An 18222-nucleotide genomic window follows, 5' to 3' on the forward strand; every position below is an offset into this window, starting at 1 on the left:
TTATTTTAGAAACGGAAATCTCTTTCACCCTGAGCAATTTTTTGCAGACGCTCTACGCAAACCTCACGCACCTTTTCCTGCGGAATGTTCGGCAACTCGGCCTGCACCAGTTTTTCGCCCAAAGCCTTCGTTGCCGGGGAAGCATAATCCTCCAGATATTCCTTCAGCGTCAGCAGCGCATTAGGATGGCAGCAGTTTTGAATCTGCTTAGACTTGCACAGCTCCATAAATCTGTCGCCGGTGCGTCCGGCACGGTAGCAGGCAGTACAGAACGAAGGCAGAAAGCCTAATTCCATCAGCCATTCGATTACTTCATCCAAAGAACGTTGGTCAGAAACGTCAAACTGCTCGGTATCGGTCGGGCGTACATCCTCGGTGTAACCGCCTACGGAAGTACGCGAGCCGCCACTGATCTGAGAAATACCAAGATGCAGTGCCTTTTCACGCACAGCCTGATTTTCGCGCGTAGAAATAATCATGCCTGTATAAGGAACAGCAATGCGGATAATCGCAATAATCTTGCAGAAGGTTGCATCATCAATACCGTTGTCAAAAACGCCCGGGTCGATATCATCGGCGCGTTTGATACGCGGTACGCTGATGGTATGCGGACCTACGCCGTGTACTGCCTCCAGATGCTCGGCATGCATCAAAAGGCCGGCCAGTTCGTAGCGGTAACGCTCCAAACCGAACAGTACACCCAAGCCTACATCATCAATGCCGCCCTCCATGGCTCTGTCCATCGCCTCCGTATGGTAAGCGTAATTGTGCTTCGGTCCACGCGGGTGCAGGTTCTCATAGCTTTCCTTATGGTATGTTTCCTGGAAGAGGATATAAGTACCAATGCCTGCTTCCTTCAGTTTGCGGTAATTTTCTACAGTAGTAGCCGCAATGTTTACGTTTACGCGGCGGATAGCGCCGTTTTTATGCTTAATAGAATAGATAGTCTTGATGCAGTCCAGAATGTACTCAATCGGATTGTTTACCGGATCCTCGCCGGCCTCCAGCGCCAAGCGCTTATGGCCCATATCCTGCAGTGCGATAACCTCGGCACGTACTTCGTCCTGCGTCAGCTTTTTGCGTCCGATATGCTTGTTGGTTGCATGGTAAGGACAGTATACACAGTGATTGATACAATAATTGGATAAATACAGCGGAGCAAACAGCACTATACGGTTGCCGTAAAAGTCCTTTTTAATCTGCTCAGCCAGAGCAAACATCTCCTGCACCAGCTTTTCATCCTCACAGGCGAGCAGCACGCTAGCCTCACGATGGCTCAAGCCCTTGCGCAGCTTGGCTTTGGCGATAATCTGCTCCAGCAGCTCCTTGTTGTTTTTGTTGGCCTCAGCATAAGCAAGTGTGTCGAGGATTTCCTCATGACAGATAAATTCTTCGGCCTTCATTGATTTTGCATTATACATTTTGTCTCCTCCTTACAGGTCAGTAGTATCTTTCCCGTCAGATAGTTGATATTCAGCAGTCTATTCCTTGGCAGCTACGTTGGAATAAGCAGTTTTGGCATTCACACCGGCAAGCAGTCCCAGCTTACCGCTCATAGCGCTGATAATATCCTGCGGCGCATCAACGGCAACGCAGATAATATTAACATCCTTCTGGCGATATGGCAGGCCCATGCGGCCGATAATATAACTGCTGTAGGTGTGTAAAATTGCGTTAAGCTCTTCTACAGCCTCAGGCTGCGTTACAATAAGAGAGATAACAGCTACTCTTGTTTCCATACTTATCACCCTTCTCTTTTCGGAACTTAGGCAGAATCTAAATCTGCTATATTTTGCTGAATATATCTATAATAGTATACCATATTTCACGAAAAATGTGGTATACTAAACCTATAAATATTTATCTGCTTGTAAACAGCTTATAACAAAAGGAGCCATTATAATGCTGAATATATTTTTCTCTTTATTTCTTTTGGGCATGCTGGTCGTTTTATGCGGCAAGGCAATCCGCCGCGCCATGCACCAGCAGCAGCCGTTAAACAGCAAGGAAGCCGCTCTGCTCATAGCGCTTTCGCTTGGCTGTCTTTTCGCCCTGAACGCCGGCGTCAGCGCCGTCTACAAAACTCAGCTGCTTTTCTACTGAAAAGAGCGCAGCCCGGCTGCCGCAAATGCGGCAGCTTTTTTGCTTTACGCAAAAAAGAGGCAGACAGCAGACTTACGCCTTGCTGTTTGCCTCTTATACTGCTATTTTGTTTTGCGTTCTGTCGCAGAAATCCCCATTAAAGCTTCTATAATTAATTCTGCTTCAGCAAATTAATAGTTGGTTACCTTCAGCTCGAAATAGCCCTGAGGATGGTCGCATACCGGACATTTTTCCGGAGCCTTTTCAGCGATAACAATCTTACCGCAGTTAGTGCAGATCCAAACCTTTTTCTCTTCACGCTGGAAAACACGGTCATTCTCGATGTTTGCCAAAAGCGCACGATATCTTTCCTCATGCTCTTTTTCAATCTTGCCTACTTCTTCAAACAGGAATGCAATTTTATCAAAGCCTTCCTCTTTGGCAACCTTGGCAAATTCGGCATACATTTCGGTCCACTCATAGTTTTCGCCTGCAGCTGCATCCTTCAGATTTTCAATAGTCTTGGGAACAGCGCCGCCATGCAGTGCCTTGAACCATAATTTGGCATGCTCTTTTTCATTACCGGCAGTTTCGGTAAAAATAGCGCCAATCTGGTTGTAGCCTTCTTTTTTGGCTGCACTTGCATAATATTGGTACTTAGTGTGAGCCTGAGATTCGCCGGCAAAAGCGGTCTGCAGATTTTTTTCAGTCTTGCTGCCTTTTAAATCCATTTTCAATTCCTCCTCTTGAAAACGACGTAACAGCCTTCCTAAGCTAAAGCTTATATAGCCTTAATATCAGTTTTGGTCATCACCCAAAACTTCTTCGCTTACAGGGTGCTCTGCCATTTCCTTTTGGCATTCGGGGCAGATACCGCTGAAAACAATATCATGGTGATTCATTTTGTAGCCGGTTACAGCAGCTACCTTTTCATCCATATCCGGAATATAATCAAAGTTTTCTACGTTCATGAACTTACCGCATTCAGTGCATTTGATGTGGTAATGTCTTGCGAGGATATGATCAAAACGATCGGCACCGCTCGGAACGGAAACCTTGCTCAGCAAACCGCTTTCAACCAGAGAATTAAGGTTGCGGTAAACGGTACCTTTGCTGATATCAGGATACTCCATAGTAATGCGATCATATACTTCTTCAGCAGTAGGGTGATCTGCTAAAAAACGTACAGCCGCGATAACAAGTTGTCTTTGAATAGTGTTTCTTTTAGCCATTTTCATCATCCTTTATCAAAAATAATTCTCATTTAGAATTATACACCCTCCGTCAAAATTGTCAAGTATTTTTAGCACCAATCTACAAAATAATCACAAATAAATTTATACTTTTTTTGCTGTTGTCTAGCAGATAATTAATTCATTCTTAATTCTAAAATTACTCAATAGGAAAAATATAACAAAGAATAGAAAATGCTTCTCATTAACGCTTGATTCAAGATATAAAAAAATACTGTCGAAACTGTGTCCGACAGCATTAGTTAACCTATCTCATTATTTATTCAGTTTTCTCCCAAATCAGCTGCACCGGCAGATTAGATGCACCGGGAGGTGACCAGATAAAGCTGTAGTCGCCGGCCTTCAGCTGAGCAAGCTCAATTGCCTCCTCTATCTTTGAGCCTAAGCATACTGTCTGCTCCGGCAATGCCACCAGCTGACGTTCTCCCTTAGTTTTGTTTTCCAGTACGCCGTAGCCCGCAAAAGGACCGCCGATGGGGTTTAAAATAAAGCTTATCGGCTTTTTGCCGGCTACAGTAAAGTTTACCTTGTAGATAACACCGTAGTTGCCATAGTTTTCCGCAGGCAGTCCGGTGGTTACGTCAACGCCCTTAGCATAGCCCTCCTGCGAGGTTGCCAGCTCCAGCATCAGCGGCTTTTCCGGCGCATTGACAGGCTTTTTCAGCGTATAGTTCCAATCTGCAGCCTCAAATGTACCGCGTAGCGGATGCTCGTCCATCGGCTGAATTGCGGCAGCCTCGTTAAACAGCTCCAAATCACTCTTCGTTTCACACATCAGCACACTCACCTCAACAGGCTTGTCAAAGTGCAGGTCAACAGTTGCCGTGTACAGCTTATCCGTCGGCAGAATAATTCCGTGTCCGCTGAGCAGCTCGCGGCTACCGCCAAAGCCCAGCTTGCCCTCCTGCGGCTTTTGGTTGCTGTCATCAAAATATTCCTTTTGAGAGTTTTTGCCGTCACGCATATAATCATAAGCAAAGCCGGCTGCGCCGCTGCGTGTTACCTTGTAATGCACCGGGCGCAGATTATCCGTATTCTTCAGCATTACCGCCAGCTTTTTCTTAGCGGCAACACCATTGACATGATGCAGGAATAAACGTACATCCCCCTCAACCTTATCACGATAAAGTATACCGTTACGATAAACAGTTTCCGGACTGTCGCTAAAAAGCAGCTTCGGACCGTTGGCGACAAAATCCGCCTGCGCCTGCTCTGTAACATAATCCTCAGGAATAAACACCGGTCGCTGCTGTGCGCCTGCCACGTTCAGCATGCCACAGGATATAGTAACAAGAAAAGCCTGCAAGGCCTTTTTTAAATTCATCAAATCACTCCCTCCAACACACAAAAAAACTTTCCGCAGCCAAAATCATTCCCTATAATTAAGGCTGCGGACTCAGTAACAATATTCTAAAATTTTTACTTCAGGCTGTTTTGATAATCAGCCATAAACTGCGCCAGACCTTTATCTGTCAGCGGATGAATAATCATCTGCTCCAGCACCTTAGTAGGAATAGTTGCAATCTGACAACCGGTCAGCATAACCTTTTCTACGTGCTCCAAATTACGGATGCTGGCAGCAATTACCTCGGTAGTAATGCCATACAGCTTAAAGGCTTTGACAATATTTTCTACCAGCTGTACGCCGTCTTCACCGATATCATCCAAACGGCCGATAAACGGGCTGACATAGCTGGCACCTGCGCGTGCGGCCAGCAAAGCCTGAGCCATGCTGAATACCAGCGTTACATTAGTTTTAATGCCTTCTGCGCTCAGAATTTTTACTGCCTTCATGCCTTCCGGAATGCAGGGGATTTTGATAACGATGTTATCCGCAATCTTTACCAGCTTGCGTGCTTCCTCCACCATACCGTCACATTCGGTGCTGATAACCTCAGCACTGACGGGACCGGCAACCAGTTTGGCAATTTCCGGGATAACCTCAGCCTGTGTACGGCCGCTTTTGGCAATCAGGCTCGGGTTGGTTGTAACACCATACACAACGCCCCAATCGACAAATTTAGCAATCTCCTCTACATTAGCAGTATCCATAAAAATCTTCATTTTTAACTAACCCTCTTTACAAATCAAAATCATATTTTTTTATTTATATGGTGCTTTATCGCGCGTCCTTACGGAAGTACTACTACCTTCTCAGCGTGAGTCTGCGCCGGCAAGCTCATGGTCATCATGCTGCTCCAAACCAGCAGCTTATCACCTTTTTTAATCTTAGCGAAGTCTGCGCACGCATTTGCATCAATCGTCGCAATAACGTCATTATTGGTATTAAGTACGGTTACATAACTTCCATCCTTAGCAAGGCTTGCCTGTGCTACCTCAAAAAAGCTTGCAGGCTCTTCGCTGTCTTCGATAACAATCGCCAGAGCATGGCTTTGCGGCGGCATGCTGCGAGTCATAGTTGCGGAATAATAGGCAGTAACCTTCTGGCCTTCCTTTAAAGCATAGGGCAGACGCAGCTTACCGCTATCACCCTCCACAATGTAGGTACCACGGTCAACAATAGTAGCGACCATGTTTCTGCTGCCCTCACCTTTAATAACGTACATACCATCCTCTACAGCAACGATTTCACCGCGGGTAACATAGGTTCCCGGTGCGCGCATTACCTCAGGATTTGCCTGCACCTCGTCCAGGGGAGAGGATTGAGCCGCATCAGCGGCGAAAGCACTGCCGGCACCCAACAGCGCCATACAGGAAAATACTAAAGCGATTTTTTTAAGTGATTTCATAATATATACCTCCAAGATATTGCTTTTGTTTATGTTTATAAGTATAGCATAAGATTATGGCAAAATCATGGCAGTTTTGATTAATTATTTACTTGTTGCTGAAATGTACAGCGATTTCCGTAATAGTAGCAGCAGCCTTCCACAGGCAATCCTCATTGAAATCGAAGTGACTGTTGTGATGACCTGCCGCAATCTTGGTACCATACATCATGTACAGGGCACGGCCGCCATGCTGCTGCACGCGCTCCATGAAGTAACCGCAATCCTCGCTGCCGCCCATATCTACATATTCCACAACCTCGTCATAATGACATTTTTCTTCAATAAGCTCTGCTACCTCGTGGCCCAGCTCCTTGTCTGCAAAGCAGGCAGGTGCAGCACCGGCCATAGTGATTTTTACCTTAACATCATACATAGCGGCGCAGGCATTAAGAATGCGTTTAGCTTCCGTAACCATGTATTCATCAATTTCGGTAGTAGCACCGCGTGTTTCCAGCTTAATAGCAGCGATATCAGGCACTACGTTGCGGCCGGTGCCGGCGTTGAGCACACCTACATTAATACGGCTGGAGCCCTTGCTGTGACGGGGAATAGTATTCAGGGAAATTGCAGCCTGTGCTGCTGCCAGCAAAGCGTTTTTGCCCTGCTCCGGTGCTGCGCCTGCATGGGCAGATACACCAGTAAATTCTGCATCGAGCTTCGTAGTTGCCAAAAAGCCGTCAGTCATCGTTACCAGGCAGTTGTCAGTAGTAGCCTTAAAGCCGATGTGACCGCCGAACAGATAATCCACATCATCAACTACACCAGCGTTCATCATAGCGAAGGCCCCGCGTACGCCTTCCTCCGCAGGTTGGAAAATCAATTTAACGGTGCCTGCCAAACGTGCTTTATTAGCAGCAAGCAGCTTTGCTGCCGACAGGCCGATGGTTACGTGACCGTCATGACCGCAGGCGTGCATAGCCTTTTTATGTTCGGAAGCAAAGCCTTCCTTTGCCGGTCGATGCTCGTCGCAGCGCTCCTCTTCTACATCGTTGCAGTCCATATCAAAGCGGAAGGCAACTGTTTTACCCGGTTTATCTGTTTTAAGAGTTGCCACGATACCGGTCTTGCCGCCTGCCATCTTCTTTACCAGCTCCGGATCCGCACCTTCGTTGATTGCTCTTTGCATATAATCAGCCAGCTCTGCCTCGCTCGGCACACCCATCATAGATTTTTCGTCAATAACGTCAGCGCCAAATTTAACATCATAGCCAAGCTTTTTCAGCTCACCGATAATCATGCTTGCCGTACGGAATTCCGTCCAGCCTGTTTCCGGATGTCTGTGCAAATCTCTGCGGCGTTCGACCATTTCATCTTTTAATTCTTCAGCCTGTTGCCAAATTGTTGCCATGTTTCTTACCCCCATTAAAAAAGTACAGTCTGCTCACTGTCTAAAGGCAGATAAACCTCACTCTTATCTTTTAAACGATTGTTATTATCCACCCACTGTCCGCACGGACATTGTATTACAGCGGTAGGCAGCGCCCAAGCCAAATGTTTGCCGCAATCAGGACAGATATATTCTACCTGCAGCCTGTCACGCTCTTTTTTCTTCATAAATAAAGCGCACCTCCTGCTTCTTCTTGCGTTTTTTATTATAGCACATTTGTACCATTAAGAAAATGCTTTGACGGCAGTAAGTATTAAAAGTAAGTAAGTTAAGCAACTGCTTCATTTTATTTATCACTGTCCTGCTCCTGTCTGTTCGTGTTTTTTCTGTGTCTTTCAGGTTTAACTTGTATTTATGTGCTATAATTAAGCTGATTTAATAACAGTCAGGAGGTTATATTATGACTAAGATAAAACAAATGCTTTGTGCTCTGCTTACCGTCTGCCTGCTGCTTATCGGCAGTGCCAATGCTATGGCTGCGCAGCCTGATACACCAAGCATCAGCGTCAGCGCCAACGCAACTATCGAGGTAGCACCGGATACTGCCGTTATCAGCTTTGATGTCAACGGCAAGGGACGTACCGCTGCCGAAGCAACAAGTGCATCTGCCGCCAAAATGGATAGCGTTAAGCATAATCTGCTTGGCTGCAATATTTTGGGTAATGATATCACAACAACAAGCTATACACTTTACCCCGATACCGATATCAAAGGTAAAATCACCGGTTATACCGCCAGCAACAGTGTGCGCATCAAGCTCAAGGATATCGGCAAGCTTGGTCCTGTAATTGATAAAATCAGTGCTGCCGGCGTTGATACAATCAATAATATTTCCTTCAGCGTAAGCAACAGAGAGCTTTACCGCAACAAACTGCTGGCTCAGGCTGTTGAAAACGCACGCCAGCAGGCTGCCGTTGTCGCCAATGCCGGCGGCCGCACACTAGGCAAGCTGCTGAGCGCCAACATCAGCACCTACAGCGGCGGCATGGAGCGCTCCTATGGCAACATGAAGCTGATGGCTGCTGCCGACAGAGCTGCTGCCCCCGAAACAAGCATCGCTGCGCAGGAAATTACGATAAAAGCCAGCGTTGATACTGTTTTTGCTATGGAATAAATTGCTGCACGCTAAAAACTGCTGCCGCGCGTTACAGACGCAGGGCAGCAGTTTTTGCGTCAGAAGGCAAGCCTTCAGCATTAGCAATTTTATTTTTTCAGCAGCTTATATTCCTTCAGTGCCTGAAAAAGTTCTGCACTTCCGGGTGCATATTGAGCACACAGCTCCTTGAGCGCAGCAAAGTTTTTCAGCTCTACGCCCCACAAAAAGCAGTCAGCCTCATCATAGGCAGCAACAACGATAAACTTTTTGGCGTCCAGCGGTGTTTTGCCAAAATCATCCGTCAGCATAATATAATCCGTGCCAAAATCCATACCATAAACCGTAATATTTTCTTCCGGAGTAGAATCCTCCCAAAATCCCAACTTATCAAAATCAGCAGCAGTAAGCATAATACACCTCGTTTTCATATAATCTAGCCTTAATATAACACGTTGCGCTGTCATTTGCAACTTTAGCTGTTGCGGCATACAACTTAAATTAAAGCTTCACCTTACTGCTATTCCTATAGCAAATGCGTAGTACACCATTTTTTACTATAAGTTAACAAGAAAACATCAAGCATAAAATACATTTTGTAAATAAAATTAGCGTTTTTTTTATAAAATTCTGCCCCTACCCTACCCGAAATTGCCATTTAGGGTAGGGACATTTTCGCATAAACATGTCATAATATACTTAAAGAACGAAACAACTGCTTCCGTTCATGTAGAGAACTATAAAATGTTCTATTGTTGAATAACATCTGGAGGTGCAATTTATGGCAAGCTTAACTGTAAACCCCGACTATAAGCTTATCGGCAACAATATCAAACAGATGCGTACCAAATCGCAGGTATCTCAACAAAGTCTGGCAAAGGCAATTAATATTTCGCAAACACACATGAGTAATCTGGAAAACGGTAAAACCGGCGTGAGCCTGGCTATTGCTATCCGTATCGCCCAGCATCTGCGTTGCAGTCTTGATGCGCTGATTTTTGGTGAAGATAAAAAAACTTATGCGTTAGAGGCCAAGCCGTTAAGCGCCCACACGGCTGATGAATTCAACCAGCTTTTGAAGCGCTCGCTGGCAGAAATGATGTTTCAATGCCTGCAGAAACCGGAAGTCCAAAATGAAAAATAAATCGAGCTGTTTTTCAGCTCCTTCTTTAAAGCCGCTGCGTCCCTTTAGGCGCAGCGCTTTTATTATAGTGAAGCAACAATAAAATAGCTGTTATCGAATACTGGTGTCATCTGCGTGACACCAGTATTCTTATGTAAGGATAATAATGCTTGTCAAAATTTAAAATCGAATTTTTCTTAAAATGCTTTTAAAAGACTTTACTAATTAAGAAAAAACAGTTATGATTATATATAGAATAAGCTTTTTAGCTATGTATTACTGGAGGTAATTAAGATGAAAAAATTAGTATTAGTATTAACCATGCTGCTCGCCTTTGCTTGCAGCAGTCTGGCCTTTGCTGCTGACGGCGGCGACCTGAACAAGGAACAAAAGGCTGCTGAAAAAATGATGACCTCTCTGGCTGGAGACGCTGCTACTGAATATGCAGCTCTTGCTCCTTCCCTGAGCGCTGAACTGGGCAAAACCATGGACCAGAAAAACTTTGCTGCTATCCAAAAACAGGTTAAACAACAATTCGGTTCCTTAAAAGAAACCAAATTCTTCAGCTTTGAGCGCTATGACCATGCTGATAAGGTAACATATATCGCAGGCTTCTCCAAAGAAAAAATCGTAGTTATGTCCTTTGTCTTCGGCAAAGATGCTAAGCTGCAAAACTTCAGCTTCTCTCCGTACAAAGCACCGGAACAGGCTCCTGCTGAAAAGAAATAAGATTTTTTGCACTGCATCCTGCTGCCCAGGCAGCGGGATGCAGTTTTTTTATTGCTTATAATTCTCCTTTAGCTTATAATTAGATTATCCAAAATTTTTTTAGGGAGTAGGTATTTATTTATGGAAAGAGAAAGCTTTTCCTCACGCCTTGGATTTATTTTAATATCTGCCGGCTGTGCAATCGGCTTAGGCAATGTCTGGCGTTTCCCGTTTATTACGGGCTTATACGGAGGTGCATCCTTCGTTTTAATTTATCTTTGCTTTTTGCTGCTTTTGGGCCTGCCCATTATGGTAGCAGAATTTGCGGTCGGCCGTGCGAGTGTGCGCAGTGCAGCAAAATCCTTCGACGTACTGGAGCCTGCCGGTACAAAATGGCATCTGTATAAATATGGTGCCATTGCCGGCAATGTTCTCCTGATGATGTTCTACACCACGGTTTCCGGCTGGATGCTGTATTACTTCTACAAAATGGCTGTAGGCGGCTTCGTCGGCCTGGATGCCAAGGGCGTAGGCAACGTTTTCGGCAGCCTGCTGAGCGACCCCGTAACAATGGCCGGTAATATGATTATCATTGTTCTCTCCTGCTTTGGCGTTTGCTATCTGGGCGTCAAGGCCGGCGTTGAGCGCATCACCAAAAACATGATGGCCTGCCTGCTGGTGCTCATGCTGATTTTGGCAGTAAATTCCATTTCCCTGCCCAACAGCGCCGCAGGTCTCAAATATTATCTCTATCCAGACTTCAACAGAGTTCTGGAGCATGGTATCCGCGAAGTAGTTTTCGCCGCTATGGGACAGGCCTTCTTTACGCTGAGCCTTGGCATCGGCGCGCTGGCTATCTTCGGCAGCTACATCGGCAAGGAGCAGCGCCTGACGGGTGAAGCAATGTGGATTATGGCACTGGATACCTTTGTAGCAATTGTTTCCGGCCTGATTATCTTCCCGGCCTGCTTCAGCTTCGGTATCAATCCCGACAGCGGCCCGAACCTGCTGTTCATCACCCTCCCCAACGTCTTCAACGCTATGAGCGGCGGTCGTATCTGGGGTACTCTGTTCTTCCTCTTCATGCTTTTCGCTGCAATGTCTACGGTCATCGCAGTATTCGAAAACATTACCTCCTGCATCTGCGATTTAACCGGCTGGGAGCGCAAAAAAACTATTCGCTTTAACATTATTGCGATTATCCTGCTTTCCCTGCCCTGCGTGCTGGGCTTCAACCTGTGGGGCCACATTCAGCCCTTTGGCCAAGGCACCTGCATTCTTGACTTCGAAGACTTCCTTGTCAGCAACAACCTGTTGCCCTTAGGCAGCCTGATTTACCTCAGCTTCTGCACCAGCCGTTACGGTTGGGGCTGGGATAACTTTATTGCAGAGGCAGATACCGGTAAGGGCATTCCCTTCCCCAAGTGGATTCGCTTCTATGCTACCTACATTCTGCCGCTGGTAGTGCTGTATATCTTCTTCAACGGATACTATGCTATGTTCGTAAAGTAAGCATGCGTTGACAGTTTACGTCAGTGCACTTATAATTATTATATAAATATAAGAACAAAAAGAGGTAAGACTAATATGAGTAAAATTATCCTGACCGGCGACCGTCCTACCGGACGTCTGCATGTAGGCCACTATGTAGGCTCTCTGCGCCAGCGTGTACAGCTGCAAAATTCTGGTGCATACGATAAGGTATATATCATGATTGCTGATGCCCAGGCGCTTACAGACAACGCTGAGCATCCGGAAAAGGTGCGTAAGAACATCATCGAGGTAGCGCTGGATTATCTGGCCTGCGGCCTTGATCCTGCTAAATCTACCCTTTTCATTCAATCCATGGTACCGCAGCTGACCGAGCTGACCTTCTACTATATGAACCTGGTCACTGTATCCCGTCTGCAACGTAACCCGACCGTTAAGAATGAAATCAAAATGCGTAACTTTGAAGCAAGCATTCCTACCGGCTTCTTCTGCTATCCTATCAGCCAGGCTGCCGACATTACTGCCTTCCGTGCGACCGTAGTGCCTGTAGGCGAAGACCAGCTGCCGATGCTGGAGCAATGCAAGGAAATCGTGCACAAGTTCAATTCCGTTTACGGCGAAACACTGGTTGACCCGGACATCATGCTGCCGCAAAACGATGCCTGCCTGCGTCTGCCCGGCATTGACGGCAAAGCCAAGATGAGCAAATCCCTGGGCAACTGCATTTATCTTTCCGATGAACCGGAGGATATCAAAAAGAAGGTTATGTCCATGTACACCGATCCTGACCATGTACGCGTAGAGGATCCCGGTAAGATTGAAGGCAACACTGTTTTCACCTATCTGGATGCTTTCAGCACCGAAGAGCACTTTGCTAAATTCCTGCCGGACTACGCTAACCTGGACGAGCTGAAGGCTCACTACAAACGCGGTGGCCTGGGTGACGTAAAGGTTAAGAAGTTCCTCAACAACGTGCTGCAGGACGTTCTGGAGCCCATCCGTGAGCGCCGTCACTATTGGGAACAACGCATCCCTGAGGTTTACGAAATCCTGCGTGCAGGCAGCAAAGAAGCTGAAGCAGCCGCTGCTGCAACACTGCATGACGTACGCAAGGCAATGCGCATCAACTACTTTGATGACGAAGCTCTGATGAACCAGCCCTACGAAAAACAACACTAAGCAATAAACTGCAATCCCCTCTTTCCGAACAGGAAGAGGGGATTTTTGTGCGCTGCAAAGCTTAAAGCATACTGCCTTCGAGGAAAATAAAAGACCTACGGTATTGCTACCGTAGGCCGATATTGTGATGTTATTCCTGATTCCTTACATGCAGCTGTGCCAGCGCCTGCTTAGCAGCATGCTGCTCCGAATCTTTTTTAGTGCGACCGCTGCCCTCGCCGATAACAGTATTACCCAACATTACCTGAGAGGTAAATACCTTATTGTGCTCCGGACCGGTGCTGCCTAAAAGAACATAATGAATATCTACATCGCCGTCACGCTGCAAATACTCCTGCAAGCGTGTCTTGTAATCATTAAAGATACCATGGCGACAGATGAAATCTATTTCTGGCTGCATCATACCCAGCAGGTAGGCCTGTACGACTGCAAAGCCCTGGTCCAGATAGATAGCACCCAAAACAGATTCAAAAGCATCAGCCAGGATGGAAGGACGCTCACGCCCTCCGCTCAGCTCCTCGCCCTTACCCAGCTGCAGATAGTCTCCCAGATGAATCTTTTTGGCATATTCATACAGGGAGCCTTCGCAAACTAGATAAGCACGCAACTTAGTAAGCTGGCCTTCAGCCAAATCAGGAAAGTTCTTATACATGTAGGTGCTCACGATAACGCTGAGCACGGAATCACCCAAAAACTCAATCCGCTCATTGTGATGCGGTTTAGGATACTGCTTAGCTTCATGGGCATAAGATGTATGTGTCAGAGCCATATCAAGAAGCTCTAAATCATGCATATGGATACCCAGCCCCTGGCAGAAGCTCTGCAGCTGCTGTGTACGTTTTTCCTGCATTTTAATCAATCCTGCTTATTAATCAACGTATTTTTTGAATACGATAGAAGCGTTATGACCGCCAAAGCCCAGGTTATCGCTCAGGGCAACATTAACAACTTTCTTACGAGCTTCGTTCGGTACATAATCCAGATCCAGCGGACCTTCCGGATCGTCCAGATCCTTATCCTTGTAGTTGATGGTCGGCGGAATGATATCGTTTTCGATAGTCATAACGGTAGCAATAGCTTCTACGCCGCCAGCAGCGCCCAGCAGATGGCCAATCATGGATTTGTTGGAGCTGATGCACAGTTCGTAAGCATGCTCGCCAAATACCTTCTTGAAGGCAATGGTTTCACCCAGGTCATTACGATGGGTGGAAGTACCATGAGCGTTGATGTAGTCAACCTCTTCCGGTTTTACGCCAGCGTCAGCAACTGCTGCAGCGATGCAGGCAGCCGGAGTTTCGCCGGTCGGATCCGGAGCGGTGATATGGTATGCGTCGCAGTTCATAGCAAAGCCAGCCAGCTCAGCGTAGATGTGTGCGCCACGAGCCTTAGCATGCTCCAGCTCTTCGAGAACCAGAACGCCAGCGCCTTCGCCCATTACAAAGCCATCACGCTTTTTATCGAACGGGCAGGAAGCTGCTTCAGGGTTTTCGTTGTTGGTAGACAGAGCCTTCATGTTAGCAAAGCCTGCGATAGCAATCGGAGAAACTGCTGCTTCGGTGCCGCCTGCCAGCATTACGTCAGCATCACCGTATTGAATGGTGCGCAGAGCGTCGCCGATGCAGTTGGTGCCGGTAGCACAAGCAGTTACGATAGCAGTGTTAGGACCTTTCAGGCCGGTTGCAATAGCAATCTGGCCAGCAGACATGTTCGGGATTTCCATCGGAATGAAGAACGGGCTGATTTTGGACGGGCCCTTGGAACCAAGCTTCAGGGATTGCTCCAGGAAGGTGTGGATGCCGCCGATGCCGCTGCCAACGCAAACGCCGCAGCGCAGGGGATTTTCCTTGCTCATATCCAGCTTAGCGTCTTCGATTGCCAGCTTAGCAGCAGCAACTGCAAAGTGGGTTACACGGTCCATACGCTTGCCTTCTTTTTTATCAATGAAAGCAGTGTAATCAAAATCCTTAACCTCACCGGCAATCTTTACTGTGTAATCAGTAGTGTCAAACTGAGTGATAGGGCCGATACCGGATTTACCGGCAACCAGGTTATTCCAGAAGGTATCCTTGCCGATACCGATAGGAGTTACAGGGCCAACGCCAGTTACTACAACTCTTCTTTTACTCAAAATAGTTCACCTCGTAATCAAATTTTTGAAATTTCATCCTTTATGCGCCTAAAGATTTCTTTTACAGGCAGTATTTCCTTGATTTTCCACATATTGGCACCAGTGAATACCAAGCCGGTTTCTACGTCACCCTGCTGCGCACGTGTCAACGCTCTGATAATACAGAAGCTGTGGGTGCAATGCTTTAAGCACAAATCGCAGGTAGTAGGTTTAGGGGCTTTATTATCTAAAGATAACTGTGCAAAGGGATTGCGGATAGCACGTCCCTTATAGCCTACAGGGCTGTCAATCTGCACAACATCTTCTTTAGTCATTTTAAGATAGAATTCTTTTAAAGCAGGTGCGCCGTTGGATTCCTCACTGGCAGCAAATCTGCTGCCCATCTGCACACCGCTTGCGCCCAGCTTCAAAAGCTCGGCAACATCACTGCCGCAGACAGCGCCGCCGGCAGCAATAACAGGTATATTAACGGATTTAACAATCTCCGGAAGTATCTCTTTGATAGATTGCTGAGTTCCCAGGTGACCGCCTGCTTCGGTGCCTTCGACAACGATAGCAGAAGCTCCCAGCTTCTCAGAAATCTTAGCCAGTTTTACAGAAGAAACAATTGGTACTACTTCGACACCATATTTACGTCCGACGGCAAAAATATCTCTTGAAAAACCGGCGCCGGCTACAATTAAATCTATTTTCTCTTGTGCAGCGGTAGTAATCAGACCTAAAAACTCTCTTGCTGCAAACATTGCATTAATACCGATAATGCCTTTGCCGCCTGTAAGTTTTCTTGCCAGACGTATTTCTGTACGCAGTTCGTCAAAGCTCATGCCGGACGCTGCGATAAGTCCTATACCGCCTTCTTTAGCTACAGCAGCTGCCAAACGGGCTGTAGACAGCCTGATAGCCATGCCTCCTTGTACAATCGGTACTTCAGCAACAAGCTTACCGATTTTTAGCACTGGTAGTTTCAACAAATATCCCCCATTTCAGGACTAGAGTAGAGTAGCTTGTGTCCGGGAACCCACAGGGGGTTCCCTAAACATAAGCAGGTAAAGCATTATTTTTCTTCATCCAGCAGTTTAACAGCGTCAGCTACAGTGCGGATTTTTTCAGCTTTTTCATCAGGGATTTCAACACCGAATTCCTCTTCGAAAGCCATGATCAGCTCAACGATATCGAGGGAGTCAGCACCGAGATCATCGATGAAAGCGGATTCCATCTTTACTTCGTCAGCGTCAACGCTCAGTTGTTCAACAGTGATGTCTCTTACTTTTTCGAAAGTGCTCATTACGATTCACCTCCTTCCAATAGGTAAAGTTGCAGGTCTCCCAAATGGGCCCCCTATTACATTACCATACCACCGTCAACATGTAAAGTCTGTCCGGTAATATAATTGGCGTCATCGCTCACAAGGAAGACAACAGCCTTGGCAATATCAGTAGTTTCACCCAATTTGTGTAAGGGTATAGAAGTCAGCATACCTTCAACAACTTTGTCGGAAAGTACACTTGTCATATCCGTTTTAATAAAGCCGGGAGCAACAGCGTTCACGTTAATGCCGCGAGCAGCAACTTCCTTGGCAACGGATTTAGTAAAGCCGATTACGCCAGCCTTAGCAGCAGCGTAGTTAGCCTGGCCAGCATTGCCCATAAGGCCAACAACAGAGCTGATGCTGACAATTTTGCCAGCCTTTTGTTTCATCATGTATTTGACAGCGGCCTTGGTGCAGTTGAACACACCCTTCAGGTTGGTAGTCAGAACTGCGTCCCAATCCTCTTCTTTCATACGCATCAGCAGACCATCGCGGGTAATACCTGCGTTGTTTACGAGGATATCAATGCGGCCGAATTCTTTTACAACTTCGTCTACCATAGCAGTAGCAGCTTCGTTGGAGGAAATGTCTGCCTGTACTACGAAAGCCTTGCGGCCCATAGCTTCGATTTCTGCAGCAACCTCTTTAGCAGCAGCTTCACTGCCTGCGTAGTTTACAACAACGTCAGCACCTTCTGCAGCGAGAGCCAGTGCGATTGCACGGCCAATGCCGCGGGAAGCGCCGGTTACGAGAGCTTTTTTACCTTCTAACTTCATTGTAAGTTCTCCTTATCCTTCAATTCATCATCTGTCATTTAGTCTTCACAAATACATACTGCATGTACGTTTAGGGGAATTGCGAAGCTGACAGTTTAGCCTGGTGAATTATTTATTCAGCTCAGCTAAGGTTTTTTCCAGGCTGGCAGCGTCTTCAACGTTGAGAGCCATCATGCCTTTAGCAATCTTCTTGGTAAAGCCGGTCAGAACCTTGCCCGGGCCAACCTCAACGAAAATGTCTACGCCGCCTGCAACCATGTTGCGTACGCTGGTTTCCCAGAGAACAGGCATAGCAGCTTGTTTAACGAGCAGCTTTTTGATTTCCTCGCTACTGGTAACTTCCTGAGCGGTTACGTTAGCAACAACAGGAACGGTGATATCTTTGATTTCAATCGGAGCCAGAACCTCAGCCAGGCGGGCTGCAGCGGGCTGCATCAAAGTGCTGTGGAAAGGAGCACTTACGGGCAGCAGCACAGCGCGTTTTGCACCGGCAGCCTTCAGAGCTTCGATAGCTTTATTTACAGGATTAACTGCGCCTGCGATAACAACCTGACCGGGGCAGTTGAAGTTTACTGCTTGCACTGCTTCGCCGGATTCAGCTTCTACGCTGCGGCAGATTTCTACGATTTTGTCGCTGTCCAAACCGAGGATAGCAGCCATGCTGCCTTCGCCTACGGGAACAGCCTCTTGCATGAACTGGCCGCGTTTGTTAACGATGCGTACAGCGTCAGCAAATTTCAGAGCGCCAGTGTTTACCAGTGCGCTGTATTCGCCCAAGCTGTGGCCAGCAGCGATATCGCAGCTTACGCCATGCTCCTTCAGAACTGCTGCACAAGCAGTGCTGGCAGTCAGGATAGCGGGCTGGGGATTAGCGGTGCAATTTAGGTCTTTAGGAGGGCCC

21 protein-coding genes and 1 pseudogene (1 of these 22 only partly in view) are annotated in these 18222 nt (G+C 46.9%); 6 read left to right on the plus strand and 16 right to left on the minus strand.

The features are described from left to right. Nucleotides 1-5: 5 nt before the first annotated feature. Together hydG and BN587_RS04945 are read right to left on the minus strand one after the other, a co-directional pair. Nucleotides 6-1421 (minus strand): [FeFe] hydrogenase H-cluster radical SAM maturase HydG, encoded by a 1416-nt coding sequence (hydG, locus tag BN587_RS04940; RefSeq protein ID WP_021720037.1) that lies wholly within the window; start codon nucleotides 1419-1421, stop codon nucleotides 6-8. Between the two features lie 60 nt (nucleotides 1422-1481). Beyond that, nucleotides 1482-1739, minus strand: a complete 258-nt coding sequence (locus BN587_RS04945) for a TM1266 family iron-only hydrogenase system putative regulator (protein ID WP_021720038.1) — start codon at nucleotides 1737-1739, stop codon at nucleotides 1482-1484. Nucleotides 1740-1902: 163 nt separating this feature from the next. Here BN587_RS04945 and BN587_RS04950 point away from each other — a divergent pair, with 163 nt between their 5' ends. Continuing rightward, nucleotides 1903-2103, plus strand: coding sequence for a hypothetical protein (locus BN587_RS04950; protein ID WP_021720039.1), 201 nt, complete (start codon nucleotides 1903-1905; stop codon nucleotides 2101-2103). 170 nt (nucleotides 2104-2273) lie between these two features. Here BN587_RS04950 and rbr read toward each other — a convergent pair whose 3' ends face one another. The 7 genes from rbr to BN587_RS04985 all read right to left on the minus strand — a co-directional run bounded on the left by rbr (nucleotide 2274) and on the right by BN587_RS04985 (nucleotide 7681). Continuing rightward, entirely contained in the window at nucleotides 2274-2813 is a 540-nt protein-coding gene (gene rbr / locus BN587_RS04955) for a rubrerythrin (RefSeq protein WP_021720040.1), read from the minus strand. A gap of 66 nt (nucleotides 2814-2879) precedes the next feature. Next, nucleotides 2880-3314 (minus strand): Fur family transcriptional regulator, encoded by a 435-nt coding sequence (locus BN587_RS04960; RefSeq protein ID WP_021720041.1) that lies wholly within the window; start codon nucleotides 3312-3314, stop codon nucleotides 2880-2882. A gap of 280 nt (nucleotides 3315-3594) precedes the next feature. Further along, nucleotides 3595-4662, minus strand: a complete 1068-nt coding sequence (locus BN587_RS04965) for a copper amine oxidase (protein WP_303684852.1) — start codon at nucleotides 4660-4662, stop codon at nucleotides 3595-3597. Between the two features lie 92 nt (nucleotides 4663-4754). Then, complete coding sequence (fsa, locus tag BN587_RS04970; protein ID WP_021720043.1) at nucleotides 4755-5399, minus strand: fructose-6-phosphate aldolase; 645 nt, start codon at nucleotides 5397-5399, stop codon at nucleotides 4755-4757. 68 nt (nucleotides 5400-5467) lie between these two features. Beyond that, the gene (locus BN587_RS04975) at nucleotides 5468-6085 is read right to left on the minus strand and encodes a DUF3221 domain-containing protein (protein ID WP_021720044.1); all 618 of its coding nucleotides are present in this window, start codon (nucleotides 6083-6085) and stop codon (nucleotides 5468-5470) included. 88 nt (nucleotides 6086-6173) lie between these two features. Continuing rightward, nucleotides 6174-7475, minus strand: coding sequence for an amidohydrolase (locus BN587_RS04980; protein ID WP_021720045.1), 1302 nt, complete (start codon nucleotides 7473-7475; stop codon nucleotides 6174-6176). Nucleotides 7476-7489: 14 nt separating this feature from the next. Further along, on the minus strand, nucleotides 7490-7681 hold the full coding sequence (locus tag BN587_RS04985) for a hypothetical protein (protein WP_021720046.1): 192 nt from the start codon (nucleotides 7679-7681) through the stop codon (nucleotides 7490-7492). A gap of 233 nt (nucleotides 7682-7914) precedes the next feature. Between BN587_RS04985 and BN587_RS04990 the strand changes: the two genes are divergently transcribed. Next, nucleotides 7915-8628, plus strand: a complete 714-nt coding sequence (locus tag BN587_RS04990) for an SIMPL domain-containing protein (protein ID WP_021720048.1) — start codon at nucleotides 7915-7917, stop codon at nucleotides 8626-8628. A gap of 89 nt (nucleotides 8629-8717) precedes the next feature. On the opposite strand, the gene BN587_RS04995 is transcribed toward BN587_RS04990, so the two are convergent. Next, nucleotides 8718-9020: a hypothetical protein gene (locus BN587_RS04995; protein WP_021720049.1), complete on the minus strand. Its 303-nt coding sequence runs from the start codon at nucleotides 9018-9020 to the stop codon at nucleotides 8718-8720. Between the two features lie 368 nt (nucleotides 9021-9388). Here BN587_RS04995 and BN587_RS05000 point away from each other — a divergent pair, with 368 nt between their 5' ends. The 4 genes from BN587_RS05000 to trpS all read left to right on the plus strand — a co-directional run bounded on the left by BN587_RS05000 (nucleotide 9389) and on the right by trpS (nucleotide 13108). Next, entirely contained in the window at nucleotides 9389-9751 is a 363-nt protein-coding gene (locus tag BN587_RS05000) for a helix-turn-helix transcriptional regulator (RefSeq protein ID WP_021720050.1), read from the plus strand. Nucleotides 9752-10024: 273 nt separating this feature from the next. Next, nucleotides 10025-10459, plus strand: a complete 435-nt coding sequence (locus tag BN587_RS05005; RefSeq protein ID WP_021720051.1) for a DUF3887 domain-containing protein — start codon at nucleotides 10025-10027, stop codon at nucleotides 10457-10459. A 120-nt stretch (nucleotides 10460-10579) separates the two neighbouring features. Further along, nucleotides 10580-11950 (plus strand): sodium-dependent transporter, encoded by a 1371-nt coding sequence (locus BN587_RS05010; RefSeq protein WP_021720052.1) that lies wholly within the window; start codon nucleotides 10580-10582, stop codon nucleotides 11948-11950. 75 nt (nucleotides 11951-12025) lie between these two features. Then, complete coding sequence (gene trpS, locus BN587_RS05015) at nucleotides 12026-13108, plus strand: tryptophan--tRNA ligase (protein WP_021720053.1); 1083 nt, start codon at nucleotides 12026-12028, stop codon at nucleotides 13106-13108. A gap of 130 nt (nucleotides 13109-13238) precedes the next feature. On the opposite strand, the gene rnc is transcribed toward trpS, so the two are convergent. From rnc to fabD, 6 genes and pseudogenes are all read right to left on the minus strand, one after another. After that, nucleotides 13239-13958 (minus strand): ribonuclease III, encoded by a 720-nt coding sequence (gene rnc, locus BN587_RS05020; protein WP_021720054.1) that lies wholly within the window; start codon nucleotides 13956-13958, stop codon nucleotides 13239-13241. Nucleotides 13959-13976: 18 nt separating this feature from the next. Next, a complete protein-coding gene (fabF, locus tag BN587_RS05025; protein WP_021720055.1) occupies nucleotides 13977-15236 on the minus strand; it encodes a beta-ketoacyl-ACP synthase II in 1260 nt (419 codons plus the stop codon). 17 nt (nucleotides 15237-15253) lie between these two features. Next, nucleotides 15254-16204, minus strand: a complete 951-nt coding sequence (locus tag BN587_RS05030; RefSeq protein WP_021720056.1) for an NAD(P)H-dependent flavin oxidoreductase — start codon at nucleotides 16202-16204, stop codon at nucleotides 15254-15256. A gap of 86 nt (nucleotides 16205-16290) precedes the next feature. After that, entirely contained in the window at nucleotides 16291-16521 is a 231-nt protein-coding gene (locus BN587_RS05035; RefSeq protein ID WP_021720057.1) for an acyl carrier protein, read from the minus strand. Nucleotides 16522-16577: 56 nt separating this feature from the next. Beyond that, entirely contained in the window at nucleotides 16578-17321 is a 744-nt protein-coding gene (fabG, locus tag BN587_RS05040; RefSeq protein WP_021720058.1) for a 3-oxoacyl-[acyl-carrier-protein] reductase, read from the minus strand. 108 nt (nucleotides 17322-17429) lie between these two features. Continuing rightward, nucleotides 17430-18222: pseudogene (fabD, locus tag BN587_RS05045) on the minus strand (ACP S-malonyltransferase) (it continues 181 nt past the right edge of the window).

This window comes from Phascolarctobacterium succinatutens CAG:287 (assembly GCF_000434895.1).
Classification (GTDB): Bacteria; Bacillota; Negativicutes; order Acidaminococcales; family Acidaminococcaceae; genus Phascolarctobacterium_A; species Phascolarctobacterium_A succinatutens_A.

What these genes read in the sequence shown, in the direction of transcription:
- BN587_RS05000 (WP_021720050.1), top strand. Translation starts at nt 9,389, where the DNA reads ATGGCAAGCTTAACTGTAAACCCCGACTATAAGCTTATCGGCAACAAT.
- BN587_RS05035 (WP_021720057.1), bottom strand. Translation starts at nt 16,521, where the DNA reads ATGAGCACTTTCGAAAAAGTAAGAGACATCACTGTTGAACAACTGAGC.
- BN587_RS05005 (WP_021720051.1), top strand. Translation starts at nt 10,025, where the DNA reads ATGAAAAAATTAGTATTAGTATTAACCATGCTGCTCGCCTTTGCTTGC.
- hydG (WP_021720037.1), bottom strand. Translation starts at nt 1,421, where the DNA reads ATGTATAATGCAAAATCAATGAAGGCCGAAGAATTTATCTGTCATGAG.
- BN587_RS05010 (WP_021720052.1), top strand. Translation starts at nt 10,580, where the DNA reads ATGGAAAGAGAAAGCTTTTCCTCACGCCTTGGATTTATTTTAATATCT.
- BN587_RS04980 (WP_021720045.1), bottom strand. Translation starts at nt 7,475, where the DNA reads ATGGCAACAATTTGGCAACAGGCTGAAGAATTAAAAGATGAAATGGTC.
- BN587_RS04945 (WP_021720038.1), bottom strand. Translation starts at nt 1,739, where the DNA reads ATGGAAACAAGAGTAGCTGTTATCTCTCTTATTGTAACGCAGCCTGAG.
- fsa (WP_021720043.1), bottom strand. Translation starts at nt 5,399, where the DNA reads ATGAAGATTTTTATGGATACTGCTAATGTAGAGGAGATTGCTAAATTT.
- rnc (WP_021720054.1), bottom strand. Translation starts at nt 13,958, where the DNA reads ATGCAGGAAAAACGTACACAGCAGCTGCAGAGCTTCTGCCAGGGGCTG.
- BN587_RS04985 (WP_021720046.1), bottom strand. Translation starts at nt 7,681, where the DNA reads ATGAAGAAAAAAGAGCGTGACAGGCTGCAGGTAGAATATATCTGTCCT.
- BN587_RS04975 (WP_021720044.1), bottom strand. Translation starts at nt 6,085, where the DNA reads ATGAAATCACTTAAAAAAATCGCTTTAGTATTTTCCTGTATGGCGCTG.
- rbr (WP_021720040.1), bottom strand. Translation starts at nt 2,813, where the DNA reads ATGGATTTAAAAGGCAGCAAGACTGAAAAAAATCTGCAGACCGCTTTT.
- BN587_RS04990 (WP_021720048.1), top strand. Translation starts at nt 7,915, where the DNA reads ATGACTAAGATAAAACAAATGCTTTGTGCTCTGCTTACCGTCTGCCTG.
- fabG (WP_021720058.1), bottom strand. Translation starts at nt 17,321, where the DNA reads ATGAAGTTAGAAGGTAAAAAAGCTCTCGTAACCGGCGCTTCCCGCGGC.
- BN587_RS04995 (WP_021720049.1), bottom strand. Translation starts at nt 9,020, where the DNA reads ATGCTTACTGCTGCTGATTTTGATAAGTTGGGATTTTGGGAGGATTCT.
- BN587_RS04960 (WP_021720041.1), bottom strand. Translation starts at nt 3,314, where the DNA reads ATGGCTAAAAGAAACACTATTCAAAGACAACTTGTTATCGCGGCTGTA.
- trpS (WP_021720053.1), top strand. Translation starts at nt 12,026, where the DNA reads ATGAGTAAAATTATCCTGACCGGCGACCGTCCTACCGGACGTCTGCAT.
- BN587_RS04950 (WP_021720039.1), top strand. Translation starts at nt 1,903, where the DNA reads ATGCTGAATATATTTTTCTCTTTATTTCTTTTGGGCATGCTGGTCGTT.